Source organism: Synechocystis salina LEGE 00031, assembly GCF_015207985.1.
Lineage (GTDB): Bacteria > Cyanobacteriota > Cyanobacteriia > Cyanobacteriales > Microcystaceae > Synechocystis > Synechocystis salina.
Window position 1 is genome coordinate 23,199 of the sequence record NZ_JADEVV010000026.1, and the last position, 16,059, is coordinate 39,257.

Consider the following 16,059-nt stretch of genomic DNA (forward strand, 5'->3'; position numbering starts at 1 on the left):
AATAAAACTTCACAATCTGGCGGCGGGCCAACCTACAATACTATATCGGCAAAACTTCCCCTTGCTCCCGCCAATAAAAGGCTAAATTGCTCAAACCATATTTTTTCTGGCGCACCAATTCCAATCCAGCAATCTGTTCCGGTGGTTGCCAATGGCGTCGGTCATATTCCACCGCTATTTCTCCAGCAGGGGTGAGGAGCTGCAACTCTCCCACTAGGGTTAAAACGGGGTTGTACAAGCCACTGGCATAGGGGGGATCAAGGTAAATGCGGTCAAAGGTTTGTCCTTTCAAGGTTGGGAGCAATTTCAGCACATCCCCCCGCAAAACTGACCATTGTTGCCCAGGCTGAGCTAGTTTTTGCCAATTTTCTTTGATGATGGTGCAAACTTTAGCGGACTGCTCGATCGCCACTACTTTGTCCGCGCCCCGACAGAGGGCCTCCGCCCCCAGGGTGCCATTGCCCGCACAGAGGTCCAACCACTGACAGTGCTGAATTTCTCCCCGCCAAATATTGAACAATGCTAGCCGGACTTTACCTGTGGTGGGTCTGGTCTGTTGCCCCGGTAGGGTTTTCAGGAGGCGATTGCCATAAATACGCATAGCACCAAATAAAAATTGATCCTCCCATTACTAACTGCTCAGGCAAGCTCAGAAGGAATTATTCAAATTCTCACATCGGGGCAAGAAAGGAAAGGGGGCAGAAACTAATCCTCTGGCCAGGGGCGATCGCCAAACTGGCCCCAGAATATTAAGAATTGTTGCTGTTTCTTGTTTCATCTGTTAACGTGTGCTTCAGAGAGTGCATTTAACCACGCTGAAACAATTTTAGGAGGCGTTTACCATGCTCCCCATGCATCAGTGCCAGTCAAGCCACCACACCCTAGACTGAAGAACTATCCGAGGCGATGGTTCGGGTCTAGGTCCACAGTTATGCCCGCCATTGTCTGGAGCACCGTTTGTCTCCACCTAACTCGTTAATTTTCCAATTTTCTCCATCCCGTTTAGATCGAACCATGGCCATCGTTTCTAGGTAGGCCTAGTTCCTGGCATTGCCTTGGCCCATTCCCCGCTAGCACCTGGAATGGCAGGTTAGTGCTCAACCTTGGGATTGGCGAGAAACTATCTTTGACCAATACCGTACTTAAACCCAAAATCTTTCCCTGTCGGCATTCGTTCCGTATCTATCCACAGGGGGGATACGCCTCATATTCCATAGGAGGTAAGCAATGAATTTACTCAACAAAACCGCTTTAGTGACCGGATCTTCCCGGGGCATCGGCCGGGCGATCGCCGAAGAATTGACCAAACAAGGTCTAGGAAAAATTATCCTTGTGGCCCGCAACCACACCAGTTTGCAAACATTGGCTGACGAGCTCGAACAACGACATCCTGGATTACAGGCCATTGCCTTGCCCCTGGACCTGACCCAACCCGTGGCCGTTAATACGGCGATCGCCAGAACTTGGCGGGACCATGGCCCCATTCATTTACTGGTTAACTGTGCCGGGGTAGCCTATCAAAATCCCTTTCTCCATAGTCGTTTCCCCGACGTTTACCAAGAAATTTCCCTCAACTTGATGGGGCTGTATTGCATCACCCGTTGCGTGGCCCGGCGTATGGTTTCCCAAAAAGAAGGCACCATTGTCAACGTTTCTAGTTTGATGGGCAAAGTGGCGGCCCCCACCATGGCCACCTATTCCGCCACTAAGTTTGCCATTCTCGGTTTTAGCCAAGCTCTGCGGGGGGAATTGGCCCGCCATAACATTGCGGTGGTTACCCTGTTACCTACCCTCACCGATACGGATATGGCCAAGGGTCTGCAAAAATTCCGCTGGGTCAGAGCCATGACCGCTGGCCGGGTGGCCCAATCCCTAGTCAAAGGTTTAAAACAAAACCGCAGTGAAATCTTGGTGGGTTGGCAGAGCCATCTGGCGGTGTGGTGTCAACGCTTTGCCCCCCGATTATTGGAGCGGGTACTGTTGCTGGCTACCCCCCAATCGGTTTGATCCCCTCCCAGGGATAGACTCTCTACCTGGGAACCTAGGACTCCATTGCGAAGTTTGCCTTTTCCCCATCAACTCGCCAAATTGCCGGTAAGTTTGGGGGATGGGCAAAATCATTCTTCGTCATGGGGCACTAGGCGATTAGTTACAAGGACGACTCAACGGCCATACTGATCGCCATCGGGAATCCACCTCAGCCGTCCGAACCTAATCCTTCTTTGAGGAAGTTTGGATCAATTCAATTTTGTAGCCGTCGGGATCTTCCACAAAGGCGATGACGGTGGTGCCGTGCTTCATCGGACCCGGTTCCCGCACTACTTTGCCCCCCTTAGCTCTGATTTTGTCGCAAGTGCCATAGATGTCTTCCACCCCCAGGGCAATATGACCAAAACCATTACCCAAATCGTATTTATCGGTGCCCCAGTTATGGGTTAACTCAATCACCGCATTATCCGATTCCTTGCCATAACCCACAAAGGCGAGGGTAAATTCCCCACTGGGATAGTCTTTTTTACGCAGTAAATTCATCCCCAAAATGTCACAGTAAAATTGCAGGGATTTGTCTAAATCTCCCACCCGAATCATGGTGTGTAGTAAGAACATAAGTTTTTAATAAGCTAAGTTTGGCCAACAGGCAGATCCTAACAAAATCTTGGCGATCGCCTTTGGGTTTGGTCTCTCCAGTTTTTGGTGGTGGTGAACCTTTGTCACAGCTCCTAAAAAGGATTGCCAATGAGGGAAAAGCTGGCCCAATAGTAGGGATGGGATAATTCAGGATTGCCCACGGTTAAAAAATCATCCTCCACGGCGATCGCCCCCCGGGACACCTGTAATTCCCCCCCCTGGAGGGCAATTTCCCCGTTAATCATCTTAATTTGGGCTTCTTGCAGGGCTTTGGCCTTGAAAGAATTGGCCTTTAACTGCCAGTAAAATTCACTCATTAAAGCCATGGTGCCCAGGTCACTCACCCGCCATAAACTACCCAGGGCTGATTTCACCCCCGATTGCAGAGCTAAGCCCACAAAGCCCAATTCCGCTTGGGGATTACCCAGGGCGGTGGTGCAGGCGCTAAGCACCAAAAGATCAACGGGGGGATCCTGCCATTGTAAATTCCTAATTTCCTTGAGGTTCAAACGACTATTGACAAATTGAATGTAGGAGTCGGCGGGAGAACCGGTATTAAATTCTGCGTGGGTGGCCAGATGCACCAAGGCAAAGGGCTGTTGTTGGCGGGCCGCTTGCAAATTTTTTACGGTGAATTGTTGGTTTAGTATGGCAACCCCAGGCCAGGGTTGGGGGGTGATGTTAGCAATCTCCAAAGCTACTCCCGGTAACGGTTCAGCGTCACTAAATTCGGAAGATCCCATGGCGAGAATCTCTGCTTGGCTGAGGTCGGTGGGGCCCCACTCGGTCAGGTTAAAGCCGGGAATGCGGGTGATGGCATATTTTTCGGCTAAAAACTGTTCTCCATCGTAGAGAGCGGCAAAGGGCAGAGAGCGCAGTTTCGGGCCGACGCAAAAAATTAGGGTGTCAATGCCATGGGCTTTCAATTCATCCGCCAGGGGAGCAATCAACCAGTCATATAACTTTTTGCCGGTGGCCCGATAATTTTGGTTGCGGGGATCACTCACTTGCAGAGAAAACAGTTGCACGGTGGCCAACAGATTTTGTTCTGCCGTGTTCAACACCTTCACCCCCACCGGTGGGCGATCGCCAGTTAATAAACAAATGGAAACCCCTTTTTCTTGGGGATTAATCCAAAAAATGGCCGCTTTTTGGCCAGTTTGTTGCTGGAGGGAAGCTAATTTTTCCCCAATTTCCTTGGTGGTTAGACCCAGGCTGGAGAAATCTTCCTGAAAATAATCTTCGTAAATACCAGCCCATTTACTTTCTAGATCGGTAGTTAGCTCATTGACCTGTTGGATATTCAGGGCATTACTAGGTTGCAAACTGACTACAATCGGGGACGAAAAGTTTACCTGAGCCTTTACCCAGGGGACAAATCCCAGGAGGAGAAATAGGCCCAGGAGCATTCCGGCGGCGAACCGGCCCCATGGGCCAAAGGGAAATGGGAATTTCTTGAATTTACTCACAGCATTTCCTCAATTTTAGTAACAATGGCTTGGTGTAGTTGCTCCACCGACAAGCTTGCATCCAGACGACAGCATTGACCGGGGTAATGGGCAAAAATCCTCTCGTAATTTTGATGCACACTGGTGAGCTTTTCTCGCTGTTCATAGCATTCCCTGGGGGATTGATCATTCCGTTGCTGGCGATCGCCAAGGCGTTTTAGGGCCAAATCCACAGGGAGGTCTAGGTAAATTACACAGTCAGGGTGGGGAAAGGATTGATTTAAGCGTTGGACAAATTCCCAGTCTGCCTCGGTGTGGCAATTATAGGCGAAGGAAGAAAAGTAGTAGCGGGTGGTAATTACATGGCATTGCCGGGCCAATTGTGACTCCACTCCGTCCCCTGGATTGTAAAGATGATAATGGCGATCGGCGGCGAACAAATACCCCATTTGAGCTTCAAATTGTTGGGCATCATTGTAGGCAAACAAATCTCCTTGTAAAGCTTGACGAATTAAGCGACCCACAGGACCGTTGGTGGGTTCGGGGCTGAGCACGGCCGCCATGCCCTGACGTTGGAAATGGGCCCACAGAAGATCGCCTTGGGTTGTTTTCCCTGACCCGTCGATGCCTTCGAGGACAATAAATAATGCCGCCATAACTTTTGCCAATCTTCCCCGCTAAAGTGTTTCCATTCTTTCCAAGTGGGCTTTGATTTCCCTTGGCGATCGCCAGACTGGGCGCAGTAGATTCTGACTATACAGGGATAATTGGTCGCCGTTATGGGGGGAATCCGGCTGGCTGGCATTGCCATAGACCAAAATGCTCTGGCCCCTAGGGCGATCGGCAAATTCCACTAAGCTCAGGTAACTATCCCCGGCCAAGGCTTGGAATCTTTGGTTGGCAATGGTGCCCAGGGTCAACACCCGAAAACTTCCTAGGTTACTGGGGGCCCCATTGGCCGGAGCAGTAAAATTCCCTGCTTGCATCTGCACTACTTCTCCCCAACTAACCGCCAAGTCATCGTAGAGAAACTTCACCTGGGCCGCCACCCCTTCTAGCACCGCCATAAATTTATTAATGTCCGCCATGCCGCTGGGGCTATTGAGGGGATCAGCGGGATTCCATTGACCCCCCAAAACCTTATCAGCCCCAATGGTCAGGGCCCAGAGCATAAATAATACCGCTCCCCGACTATCGGGATTAGCCTGTTTGTCCCAAGCCTGGAGTACCTCCGCCGCTTCAATGCCAATGGGATTAGCCAAGGCTTTGGCCGCCGACACCAACAAAGGCACAATGCGATCGCCCAATTCCATCTGACTGCTGAGGGCCTTTTGCTTAAATTGCTCAAAGGTCAAGGGCGACGTATTTTCCAGCAATTTAATGGAGCGTTGGGTCCGTAACAAAGCAGGGGCAAAACTCAAATCCGGCGCGGCCAGATTAGGGGGATAATCCGCTGCATTTAACTCCGGGGGAAAGGTACTGGTCCAGGGGGGATCGTTACTGTTTTGCAGCCAACCACTGTTGGGGTTAGTCAGCTTTGGTAATTGTTCATAGCTGTAGTAACCAGGGTTTAAATCGGTACTGCTGTTAATCGGTTGCAGACGGTCCCAATCTTGCCAACTGCCTTCCCTGATGGGGGTCAACGTATTGTAAAGATAAAAAATATTACCCTGGCGATCGCCATAGAGCACATTGAACATGGGAATTTGCTGCTGTCGCCAGGCCCCTTCGAACTGCTCTAGGTTTTGGGCTTTACCCATCTGCAAAAATTGGCCAATGGCACCACTGCGATCCAAACCGGGAATTTGTAGGGTGTAGGCCTTGCCTCCCCGTTGGGCCACCACCATACCCGCCGCACTGCCTAGGGTTTCCCATTGCAGAGTTTGGTAACTACCATTGCCCTGGAGAATATTGATTTGGTGACTATGGCGATCAAAGGATTTAACTTCCCCGTCCCATTCATAGCCCCCTTCTGTCAAAGTGAGGGCATATTTACCGACGTTGTGGGGATAATTGACCGTCAAGCTCCAGCCCAGATTATTGTTAAAACCCATGGCCGGCACAGGGGTTCCCACAAAGGCTGCCCCGGTTAAATCCAGACCAGGGGCCACCAATTGAGCTTCCGTGAGACGAAATTTCCCCTTCCAGGGTAGATGGGGATTAATCAGTAATAAACCATGGCCTGACTCACTTTGCTTCGGGGCGATCGCCCAGGCATTGGAGGCAATGGGCACATTACTGGCGGGTATTTGCCCTGCTAGGCTAGCAATGGCTTGGGGGCTAGTAACAAATTCAAACAGCAATAACCTCTGCACATGGGCCACCACATCCTGGGCGGTAATGGGCAGTACTTGGCGCAAACTAGGCTGACTGAAATCAGGATGTTGTTGAAAGTAGTTATTAATACCCTGGGCAAAACTTTCCAGGTCACGGCGCATGGCCGGGGTTTGGGCATTTAACCACACTGCCGATCTCCGGGGGATATTCATGGTGTGCACATACTGGTCATTATCCAGGTAATCGATGCCCCAATATTCCGCCCCTTTGCCCCTCGCTTCACCGTACAGGGTGAGGAGTAAATCCCCGTGGCCCTGGGCCTGGGCCCAACCGAAAGCTTCCATTAACTTGGTTTCATTGGGGGCAAAAATATGGGGTACTCCCCAGCTATCCCAAAAAATTTCTGTTTTGTTATTGGCCCAGACCGGGTTACCAATGCCCAATCCCAGCGCCAGCACAAATAGCAACACCAGTCCTACGCCCCGCCGTAATGTACCCCTTAATTGCACCAGCATTCGTCCTGAAAATCTCCGTTGGCGGTTCAATTCTAAACGAAACTAGAATAGGGGTTTAATAATTTTGATCAGAGTTTGGGCGGTTTGTTGATATTCTTCCTGGTCAAACATTTGGCTGGCCAGGGCGTTGAGCTTAATTTCCACCTCGTTGGGTCGTCTACGGCTCAGGATAAGTTGCTCCACGAGGTCGTCTAGGGCATAACTACGCACCAAACTCCAGTCTGGGTTATGTTCGTCCCAACTTTGAAACAGCACCGAAAACAGCAAAACTTTTGCCCGTAAGGGATTGGTATATTGCATAATCTCCGAGCGGATCTCAAACAGGTCGTATTCCTTCTTTTCAGTTTGGACTTGTTGGAGGGGAGTACCCGGGGGAGAAGGCACCACAGCCCCCAACACCGTTAGAATTGGTTCACTTTGACGGGGCTTAGGGGGAGGAGCAGGTATGGGCAAAGCGTCAAAATCGACGATGGATGTTGCTTGAGCCTTATTTGCCGATACGCCAGGGGAAGGGGCCATGGTCAAATTGGTTTGGGGTTCATTCTCTAGCACGGCAGCGTGGCCAACTTGGTGGGACTCTCCATCGTAAAGAACCTGCATTTGCTCCAGAATCAACTTGGCGATCGCCAGATAGAAAGTGGATTTGTTGATATTGTTGACAATTTGGCTAAAGCCTTCCTTTAACTGACTAGGGGTGGGATAACGTTGCCGTAACTCCAACAATAAATTAGCTAGCCCCACCTCTTCGATGGCCTGGAGATTGTTTTCCCAATAACCCCGGGCCACAGCAAAAACTAACTTTTGAATGCGGACCTGTTCTCGGTGCTGAACCAGAATGTGGGCTATCTGGGTGGCCTGATATTGGGGGTCCACCACCCGATGCACCGGAGTTGGGGATTGATTTGCAGGGGACACTGCGGCGATCGCCCCTTCTTCACCCTTGGCAGCCTCTGGAATGGCCGTTTCCCCATAGGCTGTATAAATTGGCCCTAACTGATCCAGTATGGTTTTGGCCACCGCCGCATAAGCCTTGGGACGGTTGAGGGTTTTCACTAGCTTATAAAGGGAAAAAGTAAACTGCTCAATCGTCGGTTTCTGTACTACCAACTCTGCCAATAGGGCATCCAAACCATTAGTGTCGAGCACATTGGGATCGTTTTCCCAGTATTTTTTCGACAAACAAAACAGTAACTTCTTGATCCTTTGCCCCTCATCCTGTTCTTCAAGATAGTGGGCTACATCAGCCAGAGCACTAGGGGGAATAGACATGGGAGCAAAAAACAACCAAAAAAACCGGCTTAATTAATTATGACAATGGAACCCGCCCATACCCAAGCTTAACGGAATATGGTCAGAAAAAAAGTAGCCGTCCTGCAATCAAGACAGCTACCGAAAGAGGCTTGGGAACGCACCGAAAATCCTAATCGTTTTGCAGAAACAAAGGAATGCAGTTTAGTGGACGACTAGCTTCACATTGGCATTTTGTAAGCCCCGTTGTTTTACCTCAGTTAAGGTTTGGTTAACGGCGTACTTTTGGTTGATGGAATTGATCAACTCAGTCTGATTATGTTTTTTGGCCACACCCCAAAGATCAGCGATCAAGTCGAAGGAACCATCACTGTTGCGGGACCAACCTAAATCGTAATCACCATCTAGAACGGCCACAATGTCAGCCCGGATGCGTTGGCCATTGTAGCCCCGCACATCAGCTTCGGTCTTGGTGGTGATACCGAGGTCATTAAGGGAAGATGTTAAAACTTCAGCGTTCGTGATCTTAGTACGGAGAGTGCTGAAATGAGACATGGTGGATTTCCTCCAGAGAAAAAAGTCAACAACAACAATCGAGAAGTGGGAAATGCCGCCATAAAAACGGCTTATCTTAAACTACTAACCCTTGGGTTAGTCTTTGCTCCTGCAACAAACAGGAGAAAGCTTGTTAGAACTCCAGTCGCTGATATTCAGCCACGGAAGCGGAGGCAGGCCGGGCCCTTTGTCGGGCCCAATCTCGAAGCGCGGTGACCTGCTCTACCATGGTGCGCGACAGAGGCAACGTCGATTTGATCGCTGCAATAATGTCGAGCTGGTTAAATTCTCTTTCTTGGGCAAAGGCTTCGTACATGGCAGCTACGATCGCCTGCTCAATTTCGGCTCCGGAAAAACCGTCGGAGGTGCCGGCCAATTCCCCCAGATCAAAACGGGAGGTATCTTTACGCCGCTTATGGAGATGGATACGGAAAATGGCTTCCCGTTCTTCCGCAGAAGGTAGGTCAACGAAAAAGATCTCGTCAAAGCGCCCTTTGCGGAGAAATTCCCCCGGCAGGCGATCAACCCGGTTAGCCGTAGCCATTACAAATACCGGCGAGGTCTTTTCCTGCATCCAGGTGAGGAAACTACCAAAGATCCGACTGGACGTACCCCCGTCAGAGTCTCCAGAACCGGCTCCCCCAGCAAAGGCTTTGTCCAATTCATCAATGAACAAAATAGCTGGAGAAATGGACTCGGCGGTTTTCAGGGCATTGCGGAGATTCGCCTCCGATCGCCCCACCATGGAACCGTCATAAACTCGACCCATGTCCAAGCGCAGCAGGGGCAAACCCCAGAGCCGGGAGGTGGTTTTGGCAATGAGGGACTTACCACAACCGGGCACCCCCAGAATTAGCATGCCCTTGGGTTGGGGCAAACCGTATTCCCGAGCCCGCTCGGTAAAGGCGTCGGAGCGCTGGGTCAACCATCTTTTCAGTTCCTCCAGTCCCCCCACGGCCCGGATGGTTTCATCCTCCTCAATGTAATCAAGGATGCCGTTGCGACGGATTAACTGTTTTTTCTCGGAGAGGACAATTTCTACCTCCCCTTCGGTTAACTGTCCAGCTTTGACGTAGGCTTTGCGATAGACCTTTTCCGCCTCATCTTTGGTCAATCCCAGGGCTGCCTTCAGCAGTTTTTCCCGGGAATCTTCCCCCAAGGCATGGCGGGACTTACCCAACTGTTGCCCCAGCACCCCATCGAGGGCAGCCAAATCGGGCAGGGCAAAATCCAACACCACCACGTCCTTTTCCAGTTCAATCGGAGTTTCCTGGTAGGGGGACATGAGCACGATCGCCTTTTCTGTGCCCTTAAAGCTGGCGATCGCCTCCCGCAACCACCGGGTCACCGCCGGGGAAGAAATGAAAGGATGGAGGTCTTTGAAAATGAAAATGCCCGGTTCCTGGCGCACCACCCACTCAATGGCCGCCTCGGGGGAGATGGTATTGTGGTGGGTTTTCTGTTGGGTGGCACCGTATTCCCGGAAGCCATGGGTCACAGTCCAAACAAACAACCGTTGATGCTGGGTGACCTCCTGAACGATGCGGTACACCGCTTGCTCAGCCCGCTCTTCCTCGGAAGTAACGAGATAAATCAGGGGGTATTGAGCTTTCAGGAGTACACTCAGCTCTTCTTGCATGGGTTCGACCAAAAATTGAGGGAAGGAATGAACAGGAAATCAATGCGAATGATTTTGCTTAGAGATAACCAAAGACTGGTCAACTCAGCAGGGAATCAACATTTTTTCCCCATCGATATCGGCAGTCACCGGAGCATCCTCCACCAGAGGGAGGGAAGACTCTTCGTTATCGTTCAGGACACTGGGCTGATCCTTCAAGGACATCATCTGACCATCCCGCATCACCATAGCGGCGTCGCATTCGGGGCAGATATGCACCTGATGGGTTCTGCCATAGGTTGACTTTTCTTCGGCTTCGACCTTGTCCGGGTGCTTGAGGTAAAAATCAATGGCCCGTTCTACGATCGCCGACATAGATTCAGCGTCAATGGCTGAGCGAATTCGGAGTTGCCGATGGATGCCCGGCGGCATATAAAGTGTGACCTTTTGCTTGTCCTGCATATCACTAATGATTAGGTTACCCATCGGGTATAGTACCCCAATTTAATCACGCGCCACTATCCTGTCAAGCCACTAAGCCACTATAACTGCATTTTTGTAATATTTCGTTACAATGACCAAATTGCTAAGGAAACTGTCGCTTCAATTACAATCTCTGCCCTCGTTTCCTTCCAAGCTGAATAATAGGACCGTGGCCAAGGGTTAGCGGCTGTAGTTTACAAAAGACCTCCACCCCTAAATAGCCAATAAATAGCCAAAAACTAATTAGCAATGGCACTATGGCCCAAGCCCAGACCACCATCGATGGGGAACCATGCAACTTCAGAGCTACGACCCAGGCAATTTTTACGACGAACTTTTTTCCGCCCCGGGGCAGCCCCGACCCCAAGCAGCTCCCCTGATCGATTGGATGGGGCAGTTATCACCGGAAATTCTCAGGCAACACCATGAAACGGCCCAAATTGCTCTCTTTAACCTTGGGGTCACTTTCCGGGTTTACAACGACGACCAGGGGGTAGAGCGTATTTTCCCGGTGGATATTATTCCCCGCATTATTGCTGAAGCGGAATGGCGATCGCTCGAAAAGGGATTGAAACAACGCATCAAAGCCCTGAATTGTTTTTTGACTGATATTTACGGCCCCCAACACATTGTTAAAGACGGCATTATGCCCCTGGACATTGTGGAATCCGCCAGTGGATTCCTTAAGCCCTGCATCGGCATCAAGCCCCCCGCCGGAGTTTGGTGTCACATCACCGGCACTGATTTGGTTCGGGATGGCAAGGGTAAATGGTTTGTGCTGGAAGACAATCTGCGGGTACCCTCCGGTATTTCCTACGTTTTGGAAAATCGGCGAGTAATGAAAAGTACCTTCCCTGACATGTTCCAAACCATTCCCATCCAACCGGTGGACAGTTACCCTAGTCAACTTTTGGAAACTCTGCTTAATCTGGCCCCGCCCCATTTGGCAGCCCCGGTGGTGGTGGTGTTAACCCCAGGTATTAATAATTCCGCTTACTTTGAGCATTCTTTCCTGGCCCAACAGATGGGGGTGGAATTGGTGGAAGGCCGGGATTTAGTGGTGGCCGACGGCTATCTACAAATGCGTACCACTAAAGGTTTACAGCGGGTGGATGTGGTTTATCGTCGCCTGGATGACGATTTCATTGACCCAGAAGTATTCCGTCCCGATTCCCTTTTGGGGGTAGCGGGCTTAATGGAAGTGTATCGCCAAGGACGGGTGGCCCTGGCCAATGCGCCCGGTACAGGGGTAGCGGACGACAAGGTCATCTATGCCTATGTGCCGGAGATGATCAATTATTACCTCAAAGAAGAACCTCTTTTGGCCAACGTCCCCACCTACCTCTGCTGGCGAGAAGAGGATAGAAATTATGTGCTAGACCATCTGGCGGAATTGGTGGTCAAATCCGCTAACGAAGCCGGGGGCTACGGTATGTTGATGGGGCCCAGTGCCAGCCCCCAGGAAAGGGAGCAGTTTGCCGAACGCATCCGCCATAATCCCCGTAACTACATTGCCCAGCCGGTGCTTAATCTCTCCCGGGTGCCCACTTTGATTGGTGATCAAGTAGAAGGTCGCCATGTGGATCTCCGTCCCTACATTCTCAACCGAGGCGATGAAATTTACGTCCATCCCGGTGGCCTGACTAGGGTGGCTCTGCGGAAGGGATCTTTGGTGGTCAACTCTTCCCAAGGGGGAGGTAGTAAGGATACTTGGGTGCTGCAAGGTTCTGGGCAGTAATGGCTTTTCTTACCTTGACAACCGGGCGATCGCCAAAGCACCGGCAACGATCTTGGTAGAATGGCAAATGTGTCTTGGATTACCGTTGCGATCGCCACTGTCCCCGAACAAATATGTCTCTATTTGATTGGTTTGCTAACCGTGAAAAAGCTGAGCCCCCCATGCTCCAGCCCCAATCCCCCCAGGAAAGGGAGGTGGCCGATGGGCTATGGACTAAATGCCCGGCCTGCGGTGTGTTGACCTATACCAAAGATTTGCAGGGCAATTGGCTGGTGTGTGCCGAATGTGGACACCATCTCCGGGTGGACAGTGATGAGCGGATTCGCCAGTTGATTGATGCTAAGACTTGGCAACCTATCAATGAACATTTGCAACCCACCGATCCCCTCAAATTTAAAGACCGCAAATCCTATAAAGACCGTATCCGCGATACCCAAAAAGCAACGGAATTGACCGACGCAGTGCAAACTGGCCACGGTCGCCTCGACGGTCTGCCGATCGCCCTGGGAGTAATGGATTTCCGCTTTATGGGGGGTAGCATGGGCTCCGTGGTGGGGGAAAAACTCTGCCGGCTGATTGAGTATGCCACCCTGGAAAGACTGCCGGTGATCATTATCTGTGCCTCCGGTGGGGCGAGAATGCAGGAAGGAATGTTGAGCCTCATGCAAATGGCCAAGATTTCTGGAGCATTGCAAAAACATCAGGAGCAAAGGTTACTTTATATCCCCGTGCTCACCCATCCCACCACCGGCGGGGTAACTGCAAGTTTCGCTATGTTGGGGGATTTGATTTTGGCAGAACCCAAGGCCACCATTGGTTTTGCCGGGCGACGGGTCATTGAGCAAACATTGCGAGAAAAGTTACCTGACGATTTTCAAACTTCTGAATACTTAATGCACCACGGTTTTGTCGATGCCATTGTGCCCCGACCCCAACTGAAAAGAACCTTGGCTCAGTTGATTAGCCTCCATCAACCCTTTTATCCGATTTTGCCCCCCCTCAATGCTGACCCCAAACAAGTTAACCCGGAGTTGGTGCTCAGCCATACGGCCCTGGCGGTGGACAATCAAATTTCCGTCAATCAAGATAGTTAAGTAATCATTAGTGACGGTGATTCGGTTTGGCAAAAGGACTAGAATTCAATGGGTTCCCATTCGCTACCCTTGATGGCAAAATGCTGCTCCGGACTAGGCAACTGCTAGAACATGGAAATAATTACGTTGGCGATCGGTGGGGCAATTGGTTTTGGCATCGGGGCGATCGAACGGTTTCGGCTCAATAAAAAAATTAAAAAATTACTCACCGGACTACCCGATACCGAGGAGGTTTCCCATTCCCTGTCCCTTGTTTCCTTGGTGCGGCGAGAAATCAATCATTTAAATGATCTCTGTGCAGAATATTTAGACACCATTGCCCATTGGCGGGGAGTGATGTCCCTTTCTCCCCTCGGTTATTTGTTAATTGATCAGGAAAATAACTTGGAATGGTGTAATCCTGCGGCTGAGAGTTTGTTTCATATTCGCTATTGGCAACCGGGGGAACGCAGACTCTTTTTGGAGTTTATTCGCTCCTATGAATTAGACCAACTAATTGAGCGTACCCGCCAAACCCAGACAAGCCAAACTCGGGAATGGTCATTTTTCCCGCCCCTTACCGCCGCCATGGAAAGTCGGGAAAATAGCCGTCCCCTAACGCCAGAATCAATTTTTCTCAGGGGGTCGGGGTTTCCCCTCAAAGAAGGCAAAGTGGCCGTATTTGTGGAAAATCGCCAAACCTTAGCGGCCCTGCGCCAGGGTAGAGACCAAGCTTTTTCCGATCTGGCCCATGAGCTAAGAACTCCGTTAACAGCGGTGGCTTTAATTGCAGAACGTTTACAAACCCGATTACCTGCCGAAGATGGGGCTTGGGCAGAACGGTTACTGAAGGAAATTTCTCGGTTGCAAAATTTGGTGGAAAGTTGGCTCCATTTGACCCAAATTACCGCTAATCCCAATCTCTATCTGGAACCGGAACCAATTAATTTACGCCATTTGCTTTCCCTGACTTGGGAGCGGTTAACCCCGATCGCCGTGGTGAAAAATATCACCCTAGATTATCAAGGGCCGCCGGAGTTGAACCTAGAAGGGGACGGCGATCGCCTTATACAGGTCTTGATGAACATTTTGGATAACACCCTCAAACATAGTCCACCGGAGGGAGTAATTTTTGTGCACGGGAGCCTGGGGGAACAGGGCATTACCATGACAATCCGGGACCAGGGTTTAGGTTTTCAACCAAGGGATTTGCCCTATATTTTTGAGCGGCTTTATCGGGGGGATAGTTCCCGAGCCCGCCTACATCCCGAAAGTCAACGCCATGGCAGTGGTCTGGGTTTGGCGATCGCCAAGGAAATTGTGCTGGCCCACGGAGGAAATTTAACGGCGGCTAATTATGAAACTGGCGGAGCAATGTTCACCATTAAATTGCCCTATCAACTCAATATGGATGAAAATTCCTAGGTGTAGAGGCGAATCTTCTCAAATTTGCTTAGGCACCAGAAATCTAAGGAAAGGGACGTTAGGGTATTTTTTGCGGCCAGAGCAGATTTAAACTGCTTCTAGTGATCTTGGAAAGGGCATGCAAAGTTCCCCCTCAGGTTGAAGGGAGACAGATATAAGTCCCCAAGTATCAGGAAATTTAGAGGGCAAACTAAAACTTTGTAACCAGGCTCTCAGTTTGACAGGGACGTTAGCTAAACTTAGATCGAAGATAGATTATTGAATGGGATTTATCCATGCTTGAAAGTAGAGCAACGGGCTATGAACCGCTGTATAAGCTCAAGAGCATCGCCCCAAATGTTTGGATTGCCGACGGGGGGTGGATCAGATTTTATGGAATGCCCTTTCCCACTAGAATGACGGTCGTTAGGTTAGCCAATGGTGATATTTGGGTCCATTCACCCATTGCCAATCAAGAAGGTCTGGCTGATGCGGTCGCTGCCCTCGGTTCTGTTCGTCACCTCATTGCGCCAAATTGGATTCACTATGCTTGGATTCCAGCATGGCAGTCTCGTTTTCAAGAGGCACTCACATGGGTTAGCCCCGGAGCAGTGGAACGTGCTGCAAGTAAATCAATCAAGTTAACTTTTGATCATGAATTAGGCAATGAATCCCCAAGCCAATGGTCAGGGGAATTTGAGCAGCGACTGGCCGACTCAGATTATCACAGGGAAGTGATTTTTTTTCATCGTAAAAGTAAGACCCTGGTTTTGACTGACCTGATCGAGAATTTTGAGAGCGATAAAATGCCTTGCTGGATAAGGCCTCTGCTAAGACTGGGGGGAGTTTGCGATCCCAATGGAGGAATGCCCAGGGACATAGCAGCTAGTTTCCGGCGATATCCAAAACATTTAAGAGATTTGGTTGATACCATGATTGCCTGGAATCCGGAGCGGGTGATTTTGGCCCATGGTCGTTGCTATCTTACCGATGGCACTGCTGAAATAAAACGTGCTTTTGGTCGGCTAAAATAACTTTTACATCCAAGCTAACTATGTTTGTCATTGGATTA

At 50.3% G+C, this 16,059-nt stretch carries 15 protein-coding genes; 5 read left to right on the forward strand and 10 right to left on the reverse strand.

The window, feature by feature from the left end; all coding sequences use genetic code 11:
- Positions 1–40: 40 nt before the first annotated feature.
- Both rsmD and IQ217_RS19250 read right to left on the reverse strand, forming a co-directional pair.
- Positions 41–601, reverse strand: a complete 561-nt coding sequence (gene rsmD / locus IQ217_RS10380) for a 16S rRNA (guanine(966)-N(2))-methyltransferase RsmD (protein WP_194019882.1) — start codon at positions 599–601, stop codon at positions 41–43.
- 48 nt (positions 602–649) lie between these two features.
- A complete protein-coding gene (locus tag IQ217_RS19250) occupies positions 650–778 on the reverse strand; it encodes a hypothetical protein (RefSeq protein WP_265583633.1) in 129 nt (42 codons plus the stop codon).
- 449 nt (positions 779–1,227) lie between these two features.
- Here IQ217_RS19250 and IQ217_RS10385 point away from each other — a divergent pair, with 449 nt between their 5' ends.
- On the forward strand, positions 1,228–2,007 hold the full coding sequence (locus IQ217_RS10385; RefSeq protein WP_194019883.1) for an SDR family NAD(P)-dependent oxidoreductase: 780 nt from the start codon (positions 1,228–1,230) through the stop codon (positions 2,005–2,007).
- Between the two features lie 204 nt (positions 2,008–2,211).
- Here IQ217_RS10385 and gloA read toward each other — a convergent pair whose 3' ends face one another.
- From gloA to IQ217_RS10425, 8 genes are all read right to left on the reverse strand, one after another.
- On the reverse strand, positions 2,212–2,607 hold the full coding sequence (gloA, locus tag IQ217_RS10390; RefSeq protein WP_194016276.1) for a lactoylglutathione lyase: 396 nt from the start codon (positions 2,605–2,607) through the stop codon (positions 2,212–2,214).
- A 113-nt stretch (positions 2,608–2,720) separates the two neighbouring features.
- Positions 2,721–3,953 (reverse strand): CHAT domain-containing protein, encoded by a 1,233-nt coding sequence (locus IQ217_RS10395; RefSeq protein ID WP_228024063.1) that lies wholly within the window; start codon positions 3,951–3,953, stop codon positions 2,721–2,723.
- A gap of 140 nt (positions 3,954–4,093) precedes the next feature.
- The gene (gene tmk, locus IQ217_RS10400; RefSeq protein WP_194019884.1) at positions 4,094–4,732 is read right to left on the reverse strand and encodes a dTMP kinase; all 639 of its coding nucleotides are present in this window, start codon (positions 4,730–4,732) and stop codon (positions 4,094–4,096) included.
- A 21-nt stretch (positions 4,733–4,753) separates the two neighbouring features.
- A complete protein-coding gene (locus IQ217_RS10405) occupies positions 4,754–6,868 on the reverse strand; it encodes an acylase (protein WP_194019885.1) in 2,115 nt (704 codons plus the stop codon).
- Positions 6,869–6,910: 42 nt separating this feature from the next.
- A complete protein-coding gene (locus IQ217_RS10410) occupies positions 6,911–8,137 on the reverse strand; it encodes a hypothetical protein (protein ID WP_194019886.1) in 1,227 nt (408 codons plus the stop codon).
- Between the two features lie 183 nt (positions 8,138–8,320).
- Positions 8,321–8,671: a DUF1257 domain-containing protein gene (locus IQ217_RS10415; protein ID WP_190597526.1), complete on the reverse strand. Its 351-nt coding sequence runs from the start codon at positions 8,669–8,671 to the stop codon at positions 8,321–8,323.
- Between the two features lie 133 nt (positions 8,672–8,804).
- On the reverse strand, positions 8,805–10,310 hold the full coding sequence (ycf46, locus tag IQ217_RS10420; protein WP_194019887.1) for a stress-responsive protein Ycf46: 1,506 nt from the start codon (positions 10,308–10,310) through the stop codon (positions 8,805–8,807).
- 84 nt (positions 10,311–10,394) lie between these two features.
- Positions 10,395–10,775 carry a slr0373 family blue light stress response protein gene (locus tag IQ217_RS10425; RefSeq protein WP_194019888.1) on the reverse strand — a complete coding sequence of 127 codons (381 nt, stop codon included), beginning with the start codon at positions 10,773–10,775 and terminating at the stop codon, positions 10,395–10,397.
- 289 nt (positions 10,776–11,064) lie between these two features.
- Here IQ217_RS10425 and IQ217_RS10430 point away from each other — a divergent pair, with 289 nt between their 5' ends.
- From IQ217_RS10430 to IQ217_RS10445, 4 genes are all read left to right on the forward strand, one after another.
- Positions 11,065–12,510 carry a circularly permuted type 2 ATP-grasp protein gene (locus IQ217_RS10430; protein ID WP_194019889.1) on the forward strand — a complete coding sequence of 482 codons (1,446 nt, stop codon included), beginning with the start codon at positions 11,065–11,067 and terminating at the stop codon, positions 12,508–12,510.
- A 113-nt stretch (positions 12,511–12,623) separates the two neighbouring features.
- Positions 12,624–13,604, forward strand: a complete 981-nt coding sequence (gene accD / locus IQ217_RS10435; protein ID WP_194019890.1) for an acetyl-CoA carboxylase, carboxyltransferase subunit beta — start codon at positions 12,624–12,626, stop codon at positions 13,602–13,604.
- Between the two features lie 111 nt (positions 13,605–13,715).
- A complete protein-coding gene (locus IQ217_RS10440) occupies positions 13,716–15,008 on the forward strand; it encodes a PAS domain-containing sensor histidine kinase (protein ID WP_194019891.1) in 1,293 nt (430 codons plus the stop codon).
- Between the two features lie 275 nt (positions 15,009–15,283).
- Complete coding sequence (locus IQ217_RS10445; RefSeq protein ID WP_194019892.1) at positions 15,284–16,021, forward strand: DUF4336 domain-containing protein; 738 nt, start codon at positions 15,284–15,286, stop codon at positions 16,019–16,021.
- Positions 16,022–16,059: the final 38 nt, after the last annotated feature.